Origin of the sequence: Pseudoclavibacter sp. CFCC 11306, from assembly GCF_008831235.1 — a bacterium.
Classification (GTDB): domain Bacteria; phylum Actinomycetota; class Actinomycetes; order Actinomycetales; family Microbacteriaceae; genus Pseudoclavibacter_A.
In genome coordinates this window covers 416,613-435,398 of sequence record NZ_WBKF01000002.1, presented here as the reverse complement: position 1 = coordinate 435,398, position 18,786 = coordinate 416,613, and the positions used below count along the sequence as shown (strand labels likewise).

Sequence of the window (18,786 nt, the reverse complement as noted above, 5' to 3'; positions counted from 1 at the left end):
ACCAAACGGCCCCAGCAACACAATGAGCGGCCCCCGCTTGAGGCCCAGAACCCTACAGATCCCAGCACCTTTGGGGTGACAAGAAGAAACAATACCCACACCCCACCAACCACCCAAAACCACACCAACCACCCGGGCGTGTCGAACACCAACCCACACCCACACCCACACACACGCACACACAGGCACAGGCACAGGCACAGGCACAGGCACAGGCACAGGCATGAGCATGAGCATGAGCATGAGCATGAGCATGAGCATGAGCATGAGCATGAGCATGAGCATCCAACTGAGTGTTTCCTATTCGTTCACTCGTCACTCTGGCCGCGCCCGGCCTCGTGCGAGACAATGACGGCATACGCGATGGGGTCTGCCCATCGTCCCCAAGACCTGGCGTCGTCTCGATGCCGAGGGAAGGAACACGAATGCCAATCACAAAGACGCTCTACACTGCCGAAGCTCTCGCCACCGGAGACGGACGCAACGGCCATGTGCGCACCACCGATGGCCTGATCGATCTTGATCTGGCCGTTCCCGCCGAGATGGGCGGCGCAGGCGGCAAGGTGAACCCGGAGCTGCTCTTCGCGTCAGGGTATGCCGCCTGCTTCCACGGCGCGCTGCAGCTCGTGGCCAAGAACGAGGGCGTGGCGATCCATGACACTTCGGTGGGCGCACGCGTGCACATCGGCCCCAACGGAGAAGGCGGCTTCGCTCTGGCCGTCGACCTCGAGGTGAACATCCCCGGCCTGCCTCACGACGAGGCCCAGGCATTGGTCGAGAAGGCCCATCAGGTCTGCCCGTACAGCAACGCGACGCGCGGCAACATCCCCGTGAACGTCACCGCGACTGACGACTGACGCTCGCCGCATCGCGAGCACATGCACAGAGGGCGCACACCGAGCAGATGCCGGCGTGCGCCCTCTGTGCATGTGCGGCTACTTCTGTGCGCCCGACCGGCGCTCGTTCTCGAGCCGCTCGCGCACCTCTTTGCGCAGCACCTTGCCGATCAGCGACTTCGGCAGCTCATCCCAGATCACGTACGAACGCGGCACCTTGTATTCGGCCAAGTGCTCGCGGGCGTACTCGCGCGCCACCAGCTCGTCGAAGGGCTGGGGTGAGTCGTCGAGCAGAGCAGTCGCCTTCGCAGCGGATGCCGTGGTCGCAGATGCAGCGTCGGCGGACGCTGGAGCGCCGGTCTCAGGCGGGGTCGCGCCGGCATCCGCGTGCTCGGGCACTATCACGGCCGTGACGCTCTCTGCCTGCGACGTGCCCCGCCGAACACCGACCACCGCGCACTCCGCGACGCCCGGCACCTTCGAGATCACAGCTTCGACCTCGCTGGGAGACACGTTGAACCCGCCGGTGATGATCAGCTCTTTTTTGCGGTCGACGACGGTGACGAAGCCGTCGGCATCCTGCGTGACGAGGTCGCCCGTGCGCAGCCACCCGCCGTCGAGCAGGACGGCCTCGGTCTCTTCGCGGCGGTTCCAGTACCCCTGGAACACCTGTGGCCCATGGATCAACAGCTCGCCGATCTCACCGGTGTCGACTTCGCGCTTCACATCGTTCGGGTCGACCACCTTGATGTCGGTCGACGGGAACGGGATGCCGATCGTGCCGGTCTTGCGTTCGTCTGAGAACGGGTTGCCGAGCGCGACCGGGCTGCATTCGGTGAGCCCGTAGCCTTCGACGAGGCGACCGCCCGCGACCGCCTCCCAGCGTTCGACGATGGCGTCGTTCAGAGTCATCGCTCCCGAGATCGCGTAGATCACGCCGCTGAGATCGAGCTTGCCGTCGCGCGCCACTCGCGCAAGCCGGTCATACATCGGGGGCACCGCCGGTATGAACGTCGCCGGATGCTTCTTCGACGCCTCGACGACGAGCGTCGGGTCGAAGGTGGGAAAGAGTGTAGCCCGCGCGGCAACGTGCACAGCATAGATCACCGAGAGCAGCAGTCCGAACGCGTGGAACATCGGCAGCAGGCCGTAGATCGTCTCGGCGCCCGGGGTGAAGCGCGGCATCCAGGCGGCACCTTGACGAGCGTTGGCCCAGAGGTTGCCATGCGTGATCTTCGCACCCTTCGGGTCGCCGGTCGTGCCGCTCGTGTACTGCAGCAGCGCGAGCGACTCGTTGGTCGGGCGCGGGTACGACTGGTCGATCGGGCCGTACTTCGAGAGCTGCTCGAAACGCTTGGTCTCGGCCGCCGGGCCGACCAACGCCGCACGTTTCTCGCGGGCTTTCGCCACCGGCAGCCGCAGTGCGAGTCGCAGTTTGAGCGGCATCGCTCGGGTGATGTCGACCGAGACGATGCGGCTGGGCACCGCCGTGTCGCTCATGCTGCGCAGGGTACTGACCACTTTGGTCCAGGCGATGACGATGTCGGCCTCGTGATCGAGAAACTGCTTCTCGTGCTCGCTGGCGGTGTAGATCGGGTTGTGCTCGACCACGATCCCGCCCAGACGCAGCACGGCATAGAACGCGATCACGTGCTGCGGGCAGTTCGGCATGATCAGTGCGACGCGGGTGCCCGCGGCGACGCCTTCGAGTCGCAGGCCCTCGGCCACCGCGTCGACCTGCGCGCGCAGGTCGGCGAAGGTGAGCTCCTGCCCGAAGAACTCGATGGCCACGCGATCGCCGAAACGGTTGGCGCTACCTTCGAGCATGTCGTAGAGCGACCCGGTGGGCAGATCGATGTCTTTCGGCGTGCCGTCTGCATAAAAGCGGTTCCAAGCACGGGTGGCGTTGATCTCAGCAGCGGTAGTCATGCGGTCATTCTATTGGGCGAGACTGGTGCGGCCGCGAAGCGCGCGCAGTGTCGGGGAGCGGCGCTCCCTTGGTTCAGCCTCTAGCCGATACAGCTCATCGACTCTGACCCTGACGCGCTGCGATCAGGTCAGACACCGTCAGTTGATGTGCCTGCGCCGGGAGCGCGTTGCTACCGAGGTCGCGAACCAACTCGCTTGGATCGATCTCGAGAGCTACCGAGATTCTCACGAGTGTCGGATTCGCCAGCCCACGCTCGATCTTTCCGATGTTCGTGAAGTGGATGCCTACCAACTCGCCGAGGTCCTGCTGGCTGATTCCCCTGCCACGACGCAACTCGCTGATGCAAGAACCGACGATACGTGCGGCCTCGGAGTGGGGTTCTTCTGACATACGACATGACTACCTACCTCAAGCGCGAGTCACCAGAGTGTCAGTGCATGATGCTTTCACACCTCACGTACAGACACCGCATTAGAGAGTCGGGCTTGCCGAGGTCGCGTGATCGAGGAACTACCTGACATCGTCAGAGACGGTAGAGAAGAGGCTCGCCACGTACTGAAGCGCATCGGCACGAGTCAGCGGGTGGAGCTGCAGACACAAGAGTGGCCTGGTCCGCAAGTCGTGGACATGGTGTTTTGCGGCCGGGTCGTCGTTTGGGTCTCGTGGTCGGCCTTTTCTGTGAATGAGTGTTCTTATTCGGCGGGTGGGGCGCAGCCGATCGGGGTGCAGACGCTATCGGTTGTACCAGTGCTCGATTTAGGAGCCGACGGCGGGTCTGGCCTCGAGTCCGATCGGTCAGGTGCGACGGTCGTAGTACTCGGTCTTCAACTTGATTCGACCAGGGTTTGCCGAGAGTCATGGCCTGACACGGAGGATAGATTCATATCTGCTCAACGGAAACTTGATGATGAGACCTGCGCTCGTGGGGTTCGGTTGTATCGAGATCGGCTTGCTGGAGGTGATGCGATATCGCAGGTCGTGGCGCGTCGCGAAATTGGTGAACTCCTTGGAGTGCAGCAAAGGAACATTACGGGTTGGATCCGCAAGAATCCGTCACCATCGGTGCGGTGAAACCAGCAGAACGATTCGAGCCTCTGACCGAGGAAGTCGCCCGGTTGCGGTGCGAGAACGCGCAGCTGAAGCCTGTGAACGAAATTCTCAAGACCGCGTCGGTGTTTTCGCGCAAGCGGAGCTCGACAGCAAACTCGGGTCATAATCGACTACGTCCGCGAGTTCTGACCAATCTTAGGGGTCGAGCCGATCCTGACCGTGCTGAACCAGCACAGTGTCGGGGATGCCCCGTCAAAGCACTACGCCGTCGTCACCGTGGGTTCGGGCCCCAAACGGGAGATTGAAGACGCATAGGAGGCCAATGAGTTGTTTGACTTGTGGACGTGGAGCATCTCCGGTTGTATGGGCGACGCAAGCTCCCCCCCGCGATGGAATACTCATCGGCTGTGACCGCGTTGAGCGACTCATGCGACTGCTCGGCATCAACGGGAGGTGCCGCACGGTGACCACAACGGGCACCCACGGCCCTCGGCCAGCAGCTCGCCAAGCACCGGGTAGGCGTCGCCTGGGGAGACCACTAGCAGGTCCGAGAGCACGCAGCGCCCTGGAAACATCCTCCGAGCGCAATTGCTGTTCAGCTTGCGAGTTCAAGTCTTCCTCATTCACTCCGTCCAGAGTTCTTCAAGACAGGTATGCGTCGGTGTCACCTGTCCGAGAGAGACGCACCCAACGACGTGCACCCACCCGCGCTGCTGGCTGGTTCGACCGTCCAAGGTTCGAGACTGCCGGCGGTTGGTGCCGTTCGGCCTCCTGCTCAGAACCATGGCCGGCGCAGCATTCGAGACAGTCCGGTGAGTCAACGCGCTAGTGGATCGATTTCAAGTACTCTGTGGGCTGTGAGCGAACAGTCCATATGGAACCCGAAACAAGGCAACACTATTTTGCAGGGCGACAATTTGCCGGTCTTGCTTGACTTGCCAGACGACTTCTTTCAACTGGTATACATCGATCCCCCATTTAACACGGGGAAGCAACAGCGTCGGCAGTCTCTGAAGACTGTTCGATCAAACAGTGGGAAACGTATTGGTTTCAAGGGACAAACCTACGAGACGATAAAAGGGAGAGTTTCCGAATACAACGATGCCTTCTCGGATTACTGGTCATTCCTGGAGCCACGACTGACAGAAATCTGGCGTGTCCTAAAACCAGAGGGGACCTTCTATCTCCACTTGGACTATCGAGAAGTACACTACGCAAAGGTGCTCCTGGACGCATTGTTTGGCCGAGAGTGTTTCTTGAACGAAATTGTCTGGGCGTACGACTATGGAGCGCGATCCAAGAAGAAGTGGCCAGCAAAGCACGACAATATACTCGTTTATGTGAAAGATCCCAGCAGATACTACTTCAACAGTGAAGAAGTAGATCGGGAGCCATATATGGCCCCAGGACTGGTCACTCCCGAGAAACGCGCTAAAGGTAAGCTCCCGACTGACGTTTGGTGGCACACCATTGTATCGCCGACTGGTAAGGAAAAAACAGGCTACCCGACTCAGAAGCCAGAGGGCATATTGCGTCGCATTATCGAGGCCAGCAGTCAACCGGAGGATTGGGTCTTGGACTGCTTTGCAGGCTCCGGCACGACTGGTTCAGTTGCTGGAAAGCTCGATCGAAAGTTCCTGCTCGTGGACAGCAACCCCGAGGCGTTTGCTGTAATGAGAAACCGTCTTGGCGACGGTTTCTTGGCTGCACCAAATACATATACTGAACTCGCTAATGCTAATAAAATGCAGACAGAAGAGATCGCATGAGTATTGATCAGATTCAGGATCCGGAAGTCCGCACCTTGGCGGCGCTTGCAACGTCTCTGGAAGAAGACTACATAAGCGAGAAGGATCCATGGCAAGGAAGTCCGTTTCGGTGGATTCAGTCACGACCTTCCCGACAAAAGGGCGCAATTGGGGAACTGCTTGTTGCGGGTTGGGCGGCCTCAAAGGGGTTCGATGTCTTGCGGAGTGACAATTCTGACTGCGACCGGATAATCAATGGTCTTCGTATTGAAATTAAGTACTCCAACCTTTGGGCCAATACAGGTGGATACAAGTTCCAGCAGATTCGCGATCAGGCCTATGACTATTGCTTCTGCCTGGGTCTTTCGCCGTTTGATGCGCAAGCGTGGTTCATTCCAAAGCATATTCTGATGGATGGGTTCCCGGACGGACTCACGCCGCAGCATGGCGGCCAAGATGGTCGCGACACGCGTTGGCTCTCCTTCATAGCCAAGCAACCACCTTCTTGGCTTGCGGAATACGGTGGAAGGCTTGGACAGGTCAAGCAGCTGATTATTGAGGCTGGCCATGGGAAGTTTCACGGTCACAAGGATCGTCATAGATTGAGGTAGTTTGCGAACTCTCTGTTTTCCTTCTTAACCATTGTTTCGTTGATTCATCACACCCGCACGAGCAAAGCCATCGTCGATTACCGGCGCCTTTCTGAGGTCAAGTCGCTCAGTGCATCCGCCGCGCGCCTGATCGAGGCGCGAAAGTGCATCTACCCGAAGCTGCGGATTCCGCCACGGGGCAAGGGCGGAGGCCTCGAACGGGACTTCGTGGAGTGGGCGGACCAGACGGGACAGATCGAGGCCTACTGCAAGATCGACGAGCACAAGCACGAGTGGCTGCAGCGCCCATACCTGAAAGACACCGGCTACCCGGCGCGATACTCCCCCGACTTCTTGGCACGCACCGCATCAGATGTGTATGTGGTCGAGACAAAAGCGCAGTCGAGTCTGAGTGATGAGAATGTGCAACGCAAGAAGCGTGCCGCCCTTGCATGGGTCGAACGCATCAACGCCCTGCCGCTTGAACAGCGCGGCGAGAAGGACTGGCACTACGCACTGGTCGGGGAGGAGCTCTTCCGTCGCTATCGAGACCAGAGCGGCAACCTGGTCGCGCTCTTGGAATTCGCCAGCCTGCACTCTGTCGCTGACCAGACGAGAACTTTGTTCTGACCAGCAGCATGCATCGGCCCTGCCTCCAGCAGCAGGAAGAGGCAGATCCGAGTCACAAGTGCGAACATGCGTTCTCGTGGAAATGGCGATCTGGAACCGACACGCCGACGCATCGCGAAACATTTAGTTGATACAACAATAGTTATAGATTTGTGTAAGTGCGTGGTGCGTCGACCACAGTCGACACCACACACACGTCATGCATCACCACTCATCAGCACGAAAGCAGAAAGAGACCCGAATGACTCTCAAGATCGGCTACATCGTCGGCAGCATCGCCAGCCAGTCCATCAACCGCAAGCTTGCCGAGGCCATCACGAAGCTCGACATCGCCGATGTCGAGTTCTTCGAGATTCCGATCAAGAGCCTGCCGCTGTACAGCTACGACTACGATGCGGACTACCCTGCCGAGGGCAAGGAGCTCAAGGCAGCGATCGAGGGTGCAGACGGCATCCTCATCGTCACCCCGGAGTACAACCGCTCGATTCCCGCGCCTCTGAAGAATGCCATCGACTGGTCGAGCCGCCCGTGGGGAACCAACTCGTTCAACGAGAAAGTCGTCGCAGTCATCGGCACCTCCCCTGGTGCAGTAGGAACCGCCGCAGGACAGCAGCACCTGCGCTCGATTCTCTCGTTTCTCAACACCATTCAGCTGGGCCAGCCCGAGGGGTTCATCCAGTTCACCCCTGACCTGCTGAACGAGTCCGGAGAGTTCGCGAGCGAAGACACCGCGAAGTTCGTGACCGGCATCGTCGACGCCTTCGTCGCGCTCATTCACCGCGTCAACGACTGAGCACGGCCTGCCACTGCTTCTGAGCACTGAGCACTGAGCACTGAGCACTGAGCACAGCCTGCCACCGCCCTGACAAATCGTCCTGCGCCCTCGCAAATGAGGGGCAGGGCGATTCTCTTTGCAGGAGACGCATCGACCGCTCGACGGGCTGCTGTCGCATATGTGCGGCTGGACGACTCTGCCCACAGGGGGTTGCGCACGGCTTCCTCAAGAACGGCACGGTTCCGTCGAGACGGGCACGGTTCCGTCGAGATTGGCCAAGTTTGAGCGGAACCATGTACATCTGGGCGGAACCGTGCACATCTCGACGAAGAGATGGCTGAGCTGGGGCAGGGTCAAGTGGTGCAGCGCGTTGCGTGCAGAGTGCTGCTTGCTGCGTGGAGAGTGCTGCCTGGTGCCTGTTGCGTGCAGAGTGCTGCCTGATGCGAGCAGTGTGCGGCGTGCGAGGGCTCGGCGCTCAGCGCTGCTCAGGCCCCTCGGCCTCATCGTCGTGCGTCACACGACCGTCGACCCGCCGACGCAGCCCCGCCTCACCGGGTTCGTGAGGCAGGTTCGCGACGACTGGGAACATCCCCGTCTCGCCGAGTCGCTGCTCGGCGATCGCACGCACCCGACCGCGGCAGGCAAACCAGCCTGCGACGAGCGCGGCGGCCACCACGACCATCGAGAGCATCGTGAAGGTTCCGGTCGGATAGTCGAAGCCGATCAGCACCACGACCGCGGCCAGGAACACCAGCGTGATCCAGTTCGTGTACGGCGCACCGGGCATGCGATATTCAGGGCGTTCATAGAGACCAAGCTTCGACAGCTTGACGAAGCGCATGTTCGTGAGCGTTATGGTTCCCCAGGCAGAGATGATGCCGAAGGCCGCGAGGTTCAGCACGATCTCGAAGGCTTGGTCGGGCACGACCATGTTCAGCACGACGCCAGCGAGGGTCACGACCGATGTCAGCAGGATGCCGCCGTAGGGCACGCCCGCCTTCGACAGGCGCCCGGCGAAGGCGGGTGCGGTTCCGCCCTTGGCCATCGAGTGCAGGATGCGCCCGGTCGAATACAGGCCGGCGTTGAGCGACGAGAGGGCGGCGGTGAGCACGACCAGTTCCATGATCGGGGCAGCGGCCTCGAATCCGACCCCGCGGAAAAGGGTGACGAACGGACTCTCGCCGGCGTGGAAGGCCGTGTACGGCAGCAGCAGCACGAGCAGCAGAACCGATCCCACGTAGAACAGAGCGATGCGCATCACGACGGTGTTGATCGCCTTGGGAATCACTTTGCGCGGGTTCTCAGTCTCGCCTGCGGTGGTGCCGACCAGCTCGATGCTGGCGTAGGCGAACACCACGCCCTGCAGAATCACCAGCGCAGGCATCACACCGTTCGGGAACATGCCGCCGTTCTCGAAGATCAGCGTCGGCCCGCGGGGCGACCCGTCGGGCATGCCGAAGATCAGGAACAGCGACCCGACCACCAAGAACGCCACCAGCGCGACGACTTTGATGAGCGCCGCCCAGAACTCCAGCTCGCCGAACACCTTCACCGAGATCATGTTCATGCCCAGCACGACGACGAGTGCGATGAGTGCGATCGACCACTGCGGCACGCCCTGCAGCCAGGGCAGCATGCCCACGTCGCCGAACCACTTGACATAGATCGCGACCGCGGTGACGTCGACGATCGATGTCGTGGCCCAGTTCACCCAGTACATCCACCCGCTGAAGAAGGCCATCTTCTCGCCGTAGAACTCGCGGGCGTACGAGACGAACGACCCCGACGACGGGCGATGCACGACCAGTTCGCCGAGCGCGCGCAGAATGAGGAAGGCGAATATTCCGCAGACGGCATAGTCGATCAGCAGGGCAGGGCCTGCCTGTTCGAGTCGCCCGCCGGAGCCGAGGAAGAGCCCGGTGCCGATGGCCCCGCCGAAGCCGATCATCTGCACCTGCCGGGGCTTCAGCCCTTTCTTGAATCCGGTCTGCTCTTCGGTGCCGATGCGTCCGGCGCGCTTCTCGGCTGGCGACCAGACGTCGTCATGCTCGCTCATACTGCTCTGCTCTCAAGGTTGTCTTGTGATGGATGCTGTTGTCATGGATGTCTGTGTGGTGGCGGCGCTCAGATCGAGTCGCCCGTGTGGTCAGACCTCAGCAGGTTGCGAAACGCTGCGAGGCGACCAAGTCCGATCCGGCCGTCAACTCGCGCTCTGACCGGCCACCGCAGCGACGAAGTCGGCGGCGCCCGCGCCATAGAGACCGCAGGCAAGGGCGACGTGCAGTGCCGCCAGCGCCGCTTCGAGGGTGAGGTCGCGGCCGTCAACGACTCCAGCGGTCTGCAGCGGGGCCGCTGCGGCGTAGGCCCTCAGGTGCACACCGCCGTGCCCGCTCTGGCTGATGGCGACGACGGCCTGTCGGCGCGCGTGCTGACGCAGCACGTCTTCGACTCCGGGAGTCCCAGACGGCACCGCTCCCGAGCCGAAGCAGCACAGCACAGCGGCCGGCCCGTTGCCGAGCGCCGCATCGAGCTGCGCAGCGGTCACCCCTGGATACACCATGGCGACCCCGATCTCGTGCGGAGCGAACGCCCCGAACTCCAGCCGGCCTCCTGATGCGCCGTCGACAGCACCCGCAGCGGCGAACGAGTCGCGGCGTCCGTTCGTCGCGACGAAGCCCTGCGCCGAAACCGACGAGATCTTAGAGACGTGCAGACCGGGCAGCAGACGGCCTCCGAACTGCACGAACACGCCGACCGCGCCCGCGGTGCCGACCTCGGGCGCCTGCGCAGAACCCGACGCAGACGTCTGGGTCGGGGCCGCTGCAAGCACCTGCGCCGCAGCCAGCGCATCGCGCAGGTTGGCCTCGGCGTCGGCATCGTGCGCGCCGTCGGCCCCATACAGCGGATGCTGCGCACCGGTCAGCACCACCCGTGCCGGTCGGTCGACCTCCCGCAGCACGATCGGCAGCGCGAGTGAGAGCGCAGCCGCAGTGAAGGCCAACGTGTCGGTGCCATGCAGCACGACCACGGCATCCGCACCACGTTCGATCGCGGCGACCACTGCGTCGACGATCAGCTGCCACTCGACCGGCCCCACATTGGCGCTGTCGAGCAGCGGAGCGAGCTCGACGACGTCTGTGCCCTCGGGCAGCGCGCCCTCGGCAAGCAGGCGACCGACGAAATCAGGGTCGGGAACGAGACCGGCGTCGCTCTCGGACATGCCGATCGTGCCGCCGGTGTGCACCAGTGTGAGACGCACTCGCTCGAAGACGGCTCAGGCCGCGCCGTCGAACATCGACGTCACCGAACCATCGGCGAAGACCTCGTGAATCGCCTTGGAGATCAGCGGCGCGATCGACAGCACGGTCAGCGTCGGGAAGATCTTCTCGGCCGGCAGCGGCAGCGTGTTCGTCACCACGACGCGGTCGATCTCGGGGCTGGTCAGTCGTTCGACCGCCGGGTCTGAGAACACGGCGTGCGTGGCGCCGACGACGACCTTCGCGGCTCCATGCGCCTTGAGGGCACGTGCAGCGGCGAGAATCGTGCCGCCGGTGTCGATCAGGTCGTCGACCACGAGGCAGGTGCGGCCCTGCACGTTGCCGACGATCTCGTGCGCAGTCGCCTGGTTCGGCACCAGCGGATCGCGACGTTTGTGGATGATGGCCAGCGGCGCACCCAGCTTGTCGCTCCAGGTGTCGGCGACCTTCACGCGGCCCATGTCGGGCGAGACGATGGTCAGATCGTCATGCCCGAGGGTCTCACGGAAGTGCTCGAGCAGAATCGGCTGCGCGAAGAGGTGGTCGACAGGGCCGTCGAAGAACCCCTGAATCTGCGGCGAGTGCAGGTCGACCGACATGATGCGGTCGGCGCCCGCGGCCTTGAACAGGTCGGCGACGAGGCGGGCGGAAATGGGCTCGCGACCGCGGTGCTTTTTGTCCTGGCGAGCGTACGGATAGCAGGGGGCCACGACGGTGATGCGCTTTGCCGAGGCGCGCTTGAGCGCATCGACCATGATGAGCGACTCCATGAGCCACTCGTTGATCGGCGAGGTGTGCGACTGAATCACGAAGGCGTCAGACCCGCGGATGCTCTCGTCGTATCGAACGTAGATCTCGCCGTTGGCGAAGTTCAGCGCTTTGGTCGGCACCAGTTCGGTGCCGAGGTTCTTCGCGATCTCTCGGGCCAGTGCAGGGTGTGCCCTGCCGCTGACCAGAACGAGTCGCTTATGGTTGTCCGCATTAATTCCCGACACGGGATGCCCTTCTGTCGCCTGTCGCCGACTGCTGCTCGTTGTTGACTACTCGTTGCCGCTGGTGCGGCTGTTGCTCTGTTCGGCGTTCTGATCGCCGTTCAGAGCGGCCTCGGCTGCCTCCGCCGCGGCCGTTCCGGCGCGATGCTCGATAACCCAGCCCTCTTTGTTGACCTGAGGGGCCTGGGTGATCACGAGCGAACCCGCCGGGACGTCTTTGCGAATGATGGTGCCGCCGCCCGAGTAGACGCCAGCGCCGATGTGCACAGGGGCGACGAACACGTTGTGCGCACCGGTGCGCACCTGCGGGCCGACCGTCGAGCGATGCTTGTGCACGCCGTCGTAGTTCGCGAAGATCGTGCCCGCACCGATGTTCGAGCCCTCGCCGATCTCGGCGTCGCCCGCATAGCTGAGATGCGGCAGCTTGGCACCGTGGCCGATGGTGACGTTCTTCGTCTCGACGAACGTGCCGATCTTGCCCTCGTTGCCCAGAACGGTGCCCGGGCGCAGGTAAGAGAACGGCCCGACGTGCGCGTTCTCGCCGATGCGGGCAGAGAGCGAATGAGTGCGGCAGACTTCGGCGCCGAAGCCGACCTCGGTGTCGACCAGCGTGGTGTCCGGCCCGATCACGGCTTCGTCCTGCACGACGGTCGTGCCGCGCAGCTGGGTTCCGGGCAGCAGCGTGACGTCCTGCCCCAGTTCGACGGTCACATCGATCCAGGTGCTCGCGGCGTCCTGAATGGTGACGCCGGCCAGACGCCAGCGTCGGATGATGCGTCGGTTGAGCTCGGTGGCGACCTCGGCCAGCTGCTCTCGATCGTTAATGCCCTGTACGAGCATCGGGTCGTCGATGACGTGGGCGGCGACGGGTCGCCCCTCGCGCACCAGCACGCCGATGGCGTCGGTGAGGTACTTCTCGTTCTGCGCATTGTCGACGCCCACCTGGGCGAGCGAGCGGCGCAGGTCGTTGGCCTGGAAGAGATAGGTACCAGAGTTGACCTCGTCGATGAGCAGCTGCTGCTCGGTCGCGTCACGCTGTTCGACGATCGCCTCGAGGTCGCCGGATGCCGTGCGTACGACCCGGCCATAACCCGTCGGGTCTGCGATTCGTGCAGTCAGCACGCTTGCAGCCGCCCCGCTGGCACGGTGCGCGGTGATGAACTCGGCCAAGGCATCCTCGCCCAGCAACGGCACGTCACCGCTCGTGATCAGCACATCGCCGACGAACCCCTCGTCGAGCACGTCGAGACCCGCCTCGGCAGCGGCACCGGTGCCGGGGATCTCTCCCTGCTCGGCGATCTCGACGCGGGGCAGCAGTGTGCGGGCGGCCTCTTCGACGCGCTGACGCTGATGACGGACGACGAGAACCACACGCTCTGGCTCGAGCGCATCGGCTGCGGCGAGCACGTGCCCGATGAGCGGCCGACCGGCAAGCGCGTGCAGCACTTTGGGCGTCGCAGACTTCATGCGGGTTCCTTGCCCTGCCGCCAGAATGATCCCTGCCAAGTTGCTGTCAGCCATTTGCCTGAGCTCCCATCGGTTCGACTGCGCTCCGCCTCCAGGATTCGAACCTGGTCTTCACAGCTCCAAAGGCTGTCGTGCTGCCGTTACACTAAGGCGGATCGGCAGCGAGACTGCCGCAGACCACTTTACTCGTGGCTCATCGTCGGCTGCCACCTCACTGCTGAAGACCCCGCACTCTCCAGCTGCTTCGCAGCACCTTGCCGACCGGTTCCACGTCGACTTCTTCTCTGCAATGTCGCAGGCAGTGCATACGATGTCATTCATGGATCTGACACTCGGCGCACTGCCTCTCGACCTCGTGCTGCTGGGCATCATCACGTGGCAGACGATCAGCGGCGCGCGGCGCGGTCTCGCGCGAGTCGCGCTGCGTCTTGCCGGCATGGTGGTGGGCGGTTTCGCCGCCTGGCTCGCCATCCCTTGGGTCGTGACTTTGGGAGGCAACGGTGCGACCCGCATCGCGATGGTCATGATCGTGGGTTTGGGGCTCGTCGTCGTCGGAGGCAGCATCGGCGGGGCGATCGGCCGATCGATCGGCGGTGTGCTCGAACGTGTGCGGCTCGGTGCCGTGAACAGGCTGTTGGGTGCCGTGGCCGGGCTGCTCGCGAGCAGCCTGATGATCGGGCTGGTCTCTTCGGCGGTCTCGGGAATCGGTGCCCCGTGGCTCACGCAGACGCTGAGTTCGTCTCGCGTCGTCACCGTGATCGACGGACTGATGCCGAGCAGCCTGCGATCGACTGCCACGCTTTGGGGCCAGAGCGCCATCGACGAAGGCCTGCCTTGGGTCGTCGAGGCGCTGGGCGGGGTGTCGCAAGAGCCATCGCTGCCTCAAGTCGATCTGGCGACACCCCAGCTCACCCAGGCGGCGAAGTCGGTCGTGCGCATCAGCGGCCCCGCATACGCATGCGGGCAGGAGCAGACCGGCTCGGGGTTCGTGGTCAGCGATGATCGAGTCGTCACGAACGCCCATGTGGTGAGCGGCGTCTCAGAGCCGGTCGTCGAGGTGCCCGGCAAGCCTGCGAAGAGCGGCCGCATCACGTATTTCGACCCGAAGGCCGATCTCGCCGTCATCGACGTCGACGGCCTCGGGGCCCCAGTGCTTCCGCTGGCATCCGCCGCAGCCGTCGGTCGCGGCACACAGGGAGCGGTGCAGGGCTACCCCGGCGGCGGGCCGTTCACCTCGGGCCCGGCAAGCGTCATGGCTGCCGGCACCGTTGACTTCAGTGGCTCAGGCCCGCGCGACGTGCTCACCTTGGCGGCGAACGTGCAGCCGGGCAACTCGGGCGGCCCGCTGATCACCACAAACGGCGAGATCGCCGGTGTGGTCTTCGCGAAAGAAAGGTCGGTGCCGAACGTGGGCTATGCGATTCCGCTCAGCGATCTCAAGCCCGTGGTACAGAAAGCCCCCGGGCTCACTGCGACGGTGAGCTCGGGGAGCTGCACCACCGACTGAGTGAACGCGGGGGCTTCGAGACGAACGAAAGATCAGTGCTCGTCGTAGTGGTCGCCATGCAGGGCGTGGTGGTGACCGTTATGGATGTAGTCGGTGTGGTCACCGTGCTGCACGGCCTCGTGACCGCAGCCCGGACCGTGCTGGTGCTCTGCGACGGAATGCTCGGCAACCGACTCGTGCTCGTCGTAGTGGTCGCCGTGCAGTGCGTGGTGATGCGTGCCGTGGATGTAGTCCACATGGTCACCGTGCTGCACAGCCTCATGGCCGCAGCCCGGACCGTGCTGATGCTCTGCGACGGAATGCTCTGCGTGAACGTCTGCGATGGTCATGATTGTTCCTCCTGTGAACTCTCGTCAGCCTCGACCGAATCGGCCGCAGGCTCTTGAACGTGGATGAGCGCATCGGCGATCACATGGCTGACATGGTGGTCTGCGACCCGATAGTTCATCGTTTTGCCGTCTCGTTTCGCTGTCACCAAGCCCGCTTGTTTCAACGTGCGCAGGTGCTGCGAGACCAGGGGCTGCGACAGCCCCGACAGATCGGTCAGCTTGCCGACCGAGAGCTGCTGGTCGCCCAACAGCACCAGCAGGTCAAGCCTCGATTCGTTGCCGAGCACCTTGAACAGCTGTGCTGCCTTGGCCAGTCCCGGTGCTGTGCTCATGACTTCATCATGACATACATATCAACAGATCGCAATATGTTGATTTTTTTATGTGTAGCTATTGCGTGAAACTCGCAACAGCTACACAACCTCTGGATCTTGAGTTGTGGGGTTCAGCCGTGTGAAGTAGACCCCATGAACTCCACTTGGGATGCCATCGTCATCGGCGCGGGTGCCGCCGGTCTGTCCGCCGCCTTGATGCTCGGCCGGGCACGACGCCACGTGCTCGTCATCGACAGCGGCGAGCCCCGCAACCGCTTTGCCACGCACATGCACGGTGTACTCGGCAGCGAGGGGCTGCCTCCTGCCGAGCTTGCGGCCCGCGGCCGCAGCGAAGCCGAACTGTACGGCATCGAATTCGTCGACGGCAGCGTCGCCACTGTTCGAGAACCGACTGATCGTCCGGACGCGCTCGAAGTGGTGGTCACCCCTTCGGCAGGCGAAACCCAGGAGCTTCTCGTGACCCACACCGTCGTGGTCGCCACGGGAGTGAGTGACGAGCTGCCCGACATCCCAGGTCTTGCGCGCCACTGGGGCAGCACGGTGCTGCACTGCCCGTACTGCCATGGCTGGGAGGTGCGCGACCAAAGACTCGGCATCATCGCGAACGGCCCTGTCGCACTGCATATGGCGCAGCTCGTGCGTCAGTGGAGTCCGACTGTCACACTCTTCACCGACGTCTCAGGCTTCTCGCAGGGCGACCTCGACGCGTTGACCGCGCGAGGCATCCGCACGATGGCGCCTGTCGCCGAGGTCTTCGGCGACGACCGCGTCACCGGGGTGCGTCTGCAGGACGACGCGACGGTCGAGCTGGACGCTCTGTTCGTGCAGTCGCGTATGCACCCGTTGGACGCGTGCGTCGCCGGCCTCGGGCTCGACCGCGCCGAGGCACCGTTCGGAATGGGATCGTTCCTGCAGACCGACCCTATGGGGAACACGAGCCACCCGCGGGTGTGGGCCGCCGGGAACGTGAGCAATCCTGCTGCGAACGTACCGATCTCAATCGGCAGCGGCGCCACCGTCGGAGCCGCCGTCAACGCTGCACTCGTGCAGTGGGAGGTCGCTGCGGCTGCGGCTGCGGCGTAGGGTGCAAGCGCAGAATCTGCGGGTTCCACGGACAAGACCTCGGCGAAAGCACAGAAGCTGCGGGCATCAGTCAACGAAGCCCGCACCTTCTACACTCTCGACGCGCATATGACGGATTCTGCACACTCAACGAGCAAAAGCACCTGTCTGAACCAGCGAAAGCACAGAATCTGTGATCTTTCTGCGGTCAGGCCTTGGCGAGAGTACAGAATCTGCCCGGTTCGGGGATAGGGCCTTGGCGAGAGCACAGAACCTGCGGGCCCCAGAGAGCAGGGCCCCAGCGAGAGTAGAGAACCCGCGACTATCCCTCGAGCTGCTCCGCGAGGTCGAGCCACTCAGCCTCAAGCTCATCGATTTCGCCGCTGGTCGACCTGCGCAGCGCATCGATCTTCGAAAGCCCCTCGAAGTCGCTCTGGTCGGCCGCGGCGAGATCGGCATCGACCTTCGTCAGCGCATCGCGCGCCTTGGCCAGCTTGCGCTCGAGCGCCTGAAGCCGCTTTTCGGCGGCCCGACGCTCGGCACCACTCAGCCCTGCGGCGGATGCACCACTCGCCCCCGCCCCCGAAGCCGCGCTGGCTGCGTAACCAGCCCCACTCGCGGCGCGAGATGAGGACGGGGTCTTGTCGGCATCCGCCGGAGAGCCCTCATGCGCAGCCGCGTCGAGCCGCAGGAATTCGTCGACCCCACCGGGCAGGTGCCGCAGTGTCCCGCCGATCAGGGCGTACTGGTCGTCGGTCACGCGCTCCAGGAAGTAGCGATCGTGCGACACGACGATCAGCGTGCCGGGCCAGGCGTCGAGCACGTCTTCCATGGCGGCGAGCATGTCGGTGTCGAGGTCGTTAGTGGGCTCGTCGAGCACGAGCACGTTCGGTTCGTCGAGCAGGGTGAGCAGCAGCTGCAGTCGCCGGCGCTGGCCTCCGCTGAGATCGCGCACGGGGGTCGACAACTGCACGCTCGAGAAGCCGAGCCGTTCGAGCATCTGCGAGGGGCTGAGGTCTTCGTCGCCGACCTTGTAGGTCGTGCGCACTCGGCCGATGACCTCGCGCACGCGGTCGTCGTTCACCGCGTCGAGTTCGTGCAGCTCCTGGGTGAGCTCAGCGAGCTTGACGGTCTTGCCGACCTTGATGCGGCCGGCCGTGACTGCGGTGCCGTCGCCGGCGTCGAGCTGGGCGGCCTGAGTCGATCCGGCCTTGGCCGAGGCCTCTTTGATCAGACTCAGCAGCGTCGACTTGCCGGCGCCGTTCGCACCGAGCAGCCCGAGTCGATCGCCGGGGCCGATTCGCCACTCGACGTCGTGCATGAGCACATGCTCGTCGTACTGCACCGTCACGCCCAGCACGTCGATGACGTCTTTGCCCAGACGAGAGGTCGCCATCGACTGCAGCCGCACGCGGTCGCGAACGGGCGGCACGTCGGCGATCAGCTCGTTGGCCGCCTCGATGCGGAACTTCGGCTTCGAGCTGCGCGCCGGTGCACCGCGGCCGAGCCAGGCCAGCTCTTTGCGCATGAGGTTCTGACGCTTGGCCTCGACGGCCGCCGCCTGCCGGTCGCGCTCGACGCGCTGCAGAATGTAGGCCGCGTACCCGCCTTCAAAGGGCTCGACAGTGCCGTCGTGCACCTCCCAAGTGTCGGTGCAGACCGCGTCGAGGAACCACCGATCGTGCGTGACCATGACGAGGCCGCCAGCGTTCTTCGGCCAGCGCTGCTTGAGGTGCCGAGCAAGCCAGGTGATGCCCTCGACATCGAGGTGGTTGGTGGGCTCGTCGAGAAAGAGCACATCCCAGTCTTGCCGCAGCAGAGCCGCGAGCGCGACGCGACGACGCTGGCCTCCGCTGAGCGCACCGGTCGTAGCGTGCCAGTCGAGGTCGCCGAGCAGACCCTGCAGCACGTCTCGCACCCGCGGCTGCGACGCCCACTCGTGTTCGGGCAGATCGCCCACCACTGCGTGGCCGACCGTCTCGTCGGGGTCGAGGTCTGGTGTCTGGGCGAGCACGCCGACGGTGATGCCGCCGCGACGGGTGACCCGGCCGGTGTCGGGCTGCATCTCGCCGGCGAGCAGTCGCAGCAGCGTAGTCTTGCCGTCACCATTGCGGCCGACGATGCCGATGCGCTGCCCTTCGGCGAGGCCGAGCGAGAGGTCGTCGAAGACGTCTTTGGTGGGGTAACTGAGGCTGATGTGTTCGGCGCCGAGAAGATGTGCCATTCGACAAGGGTACCGCGCCGGTGCGCCGGTGCGCCGGGGTTCGGCGAGACGAGG

16 protein-coding genes and 1 tRNA gene are annotated in these 18,786 nt (G+C 63.7%); 7 read left to right on the top strand and 10 right to left on the bottom strand.

From position 1 onward, the window contains the following. Positions 1–425: 425 nt before the first annotated feature. On the top strand, positions 426–857 hold the full coding sequence (locus F8O09_RS08855; protein WP_158030150.1) for an organic hydroperoxide resistance protein: 432 nt from the start codon (positions 426–428) through the stop codon (positions 855–857). A 78-nt stretch (positions 858–935) separates the two neighbouring features. Here the strand turns inward: F8O09_RS08855 and F8O09_RS08850 are convergent, their stop codons facing one another. Together F8O09_RS08850 and F8O09_RS08845 are read right to left on the bottom strand one after the other, a co-directional pair. Then, positions 936–2,765, bottom strand: a complete 1,830-nt coding sequence (locus F8O09_RS08850) for an AMP-binding protein (RefSeq protein WP_158054988.1) — start codon at positions 2,763–2,765, stop codon at positions 936–938. Positions 2,766–2,859: 94 nt separating this feature from the next. Next, entirely contained in the window at positions 2,860–3,156 is a 297-nt protein-coding gene (locus tag F8O09_RS08845) for a helix-turn-helix domain-containing protein (RefSeq protein ID WP_158054986.1), read from the bottom strand. 1,517 nt (positions 3,157–4,673) lie between these two features. Between F8O09_RS08845 and F8O09_RS08835 the strand changes: the two genes are divergently transcribed. From F8O09_RS08835 to F8O09_RS08820, 4 genes are all read left to right on the top strand, one after another. Continuing rightward, positions 4,674–5,585 carry a DNA-methyltransferase gene (locus F8O09_RS08835; protein ID WP_225732963.1) on the top strand — a complete coding sequence of 304 codons (912 nt, stop codon included), beginning with the start codon at positions 4,674–4,676 and terminating at the stop codon, positions 5,583–5,585. Then, positions 5,582–6,175 (top strand): hypothetical protein, encoded by a 594-nt coding sequence (locus tag F8O09_RS08830; RefSeq protein WP_158054981.1) that lies wholly within the window; start codon positions 5,582–5,584, stop codon positions 6,173–6,175. The genes F8O09_RS08835 and F8O09_RS08830 overlap by 4 nt, the downstream gene beginning before the upstream one ends. Positions 6,176–6,214: 39 nt before the next feature. After that, positions 6,215–6,784: a hypothetical protein gene (locus tag F8O09_RS08825; RefSeq protein WP_158054980.1), complete on the top strand. Its 570-nt coding sequence runs from the start codon at positions 6,215–6,217 to the stop codon at positions 6,782–6,784. Between the two features lie 241 nt (positions 6,785–7,025). Continuing rightward, the gene (locus F8O09_RS08820; RefSeq protein WP_158054978.1) at positions 7,026–7,577 is read left to right on the top strand and encodes an NADPH-dependent FMN reductase; all 552 of its coding nucleotides are present in this window, start codon (positions 7,026–7,028) and stop codon (positions 7,575–7,577) included. 457 nt (positions 7,578–8,034) lie between these two features. Here the strand turns inward: F8O09_RS08820 and F8O09_RS08815 are convergent, their stop codons facing one another. From F8O09_RS08815 to F8O09_RS08795, 5 genes are all read right to left on the bottom strand, one after another. Further along, entirely contained in the window at positions 8,035–9,615 is a 1,581-nt protein-coding gene (locus tag F8O09_RS08815; protein WP_158054976.1) for an amino acid permease, read from the bottom strand. Positions 9,616–9,759: 144 nt separating this feature from the next. Next, on the bottom strand, positions 9,760–10,818 hold the full coding sequence (locus F8O09_RS08810; protein ID WP_158054975.1) for an asparaginase domain-containing protein: 1,059 nt from the start codon (positions 10,816–10,818) through the stop codon (positions 9,760–9,762). Positions 10,819–10,833: 15 nt separating this feature from the next. Beyond that, the gene (locus tag F8O09_RS08805; RefSeq protein ID WP_158030155.1) at positions 10,834–11,811 is read right to left on the bottom strand and encodes a ribose-phosphate diphosphokinase; all 978 of its coding nucleotides are present in this window, start codon (positions 11,809–11,811) and stop codon (positions 10,834–10,836) included. 45 nt (positions 11,812–11,856) lie between these two features. Further along, complete coding sequence (gene glmU / locus F8O09_RS08800) at positions 11,857–13,329, bottom strand: bifunctional UDP-N-acetylglucosamine diphosphorylase/glucosamine-1-phosphate N-acetyltransferase GlmU (RefSeq protein WP_158054973.1); 1,473 nt, start codon at positions 13,327–13,329, stop codon at positions 11,857–11,859. Positions 13,330–13,358: 29 nt separating this feature from the next. Beyond that, a tRNA-Gln gene (locus F8O09_RS08795) sits at positions 13,359–13,430 on the bottom strand. Positions 13,431–13,594: 164 nt separating this feature from the next. Here F8O09_RS08795 and F8O09_RS08790 point away from each other — a divergent pair. Next, positions 13,595–14,782, top strand: coding sequence for a MarP family serine protease (locus F8O09_RS08790; RefSeq protein WP_192497634.1), 1,188 nt, complete (start codon positions 13,595–13,597; stop codon positions 14,780–14,782). Between the two features lie 32 nt (positions 14,783–14,814). Here the strand turns inward: F8O09_RS08790 and F8O09_RS08785 are convergent, their stop codons facing one another. After that, a complete protein-coding gene (locus F8O09_RS08785; protein WP_158030158.1) occupies positions 14,815–15,111 on the bottom strand; it encodes a hypothetical protein in 297 nt (98 codons plus the stop codon). After that, entirely contained in the window at positions 15,108–15,443 is a 336-nt protein-coding gene (locus tag F8O09_RS08780; RefSeq protein WP_158054969.1) for an ArsR/SmtB family transcription factor, read from the bottom strand. The genes F8O09_RS08785 and F8O09_RS08780 overlap by 4 nt, the downstream gene beginning before the upstream one ends. A gap of 135 nt (positions 15,444–15,578) precedes the next feature. On the opposite strand from F8O09_RS08780, the gene F8O09_RS08775 reads away from it, so the two are divergent. After that, entirely contained in the window at positions 15,579–16,529 is a 951-nt protein-coding gene (locus F8O09_RS08775; RefSeq protein ID WP_158054968.1) for an NAD(P)/FAD-dependent oxidoreductase, read from the top strand. A 301-nt stretch (positions 16,530–16,830) separates the two neighbouring features. On the opposite strand, the gene F8O09_RS08770 is transcribed toward F8O09_RS08775, so the two are convergent. Continuing rightward, complete coding sequence (locus F8O09_RS08770) at positions 16,831–18,732, bottom strand: ABC-F family ATP-binding cassette domain-containing protein (RefSeq protein ID WP_158054966.1); 1,902 nt, start codon at positions 18,730–18,732, stop codon at positions 16,831–16,833. Positions 18,733–18,786: the final 54 nt, after the last annotated feature.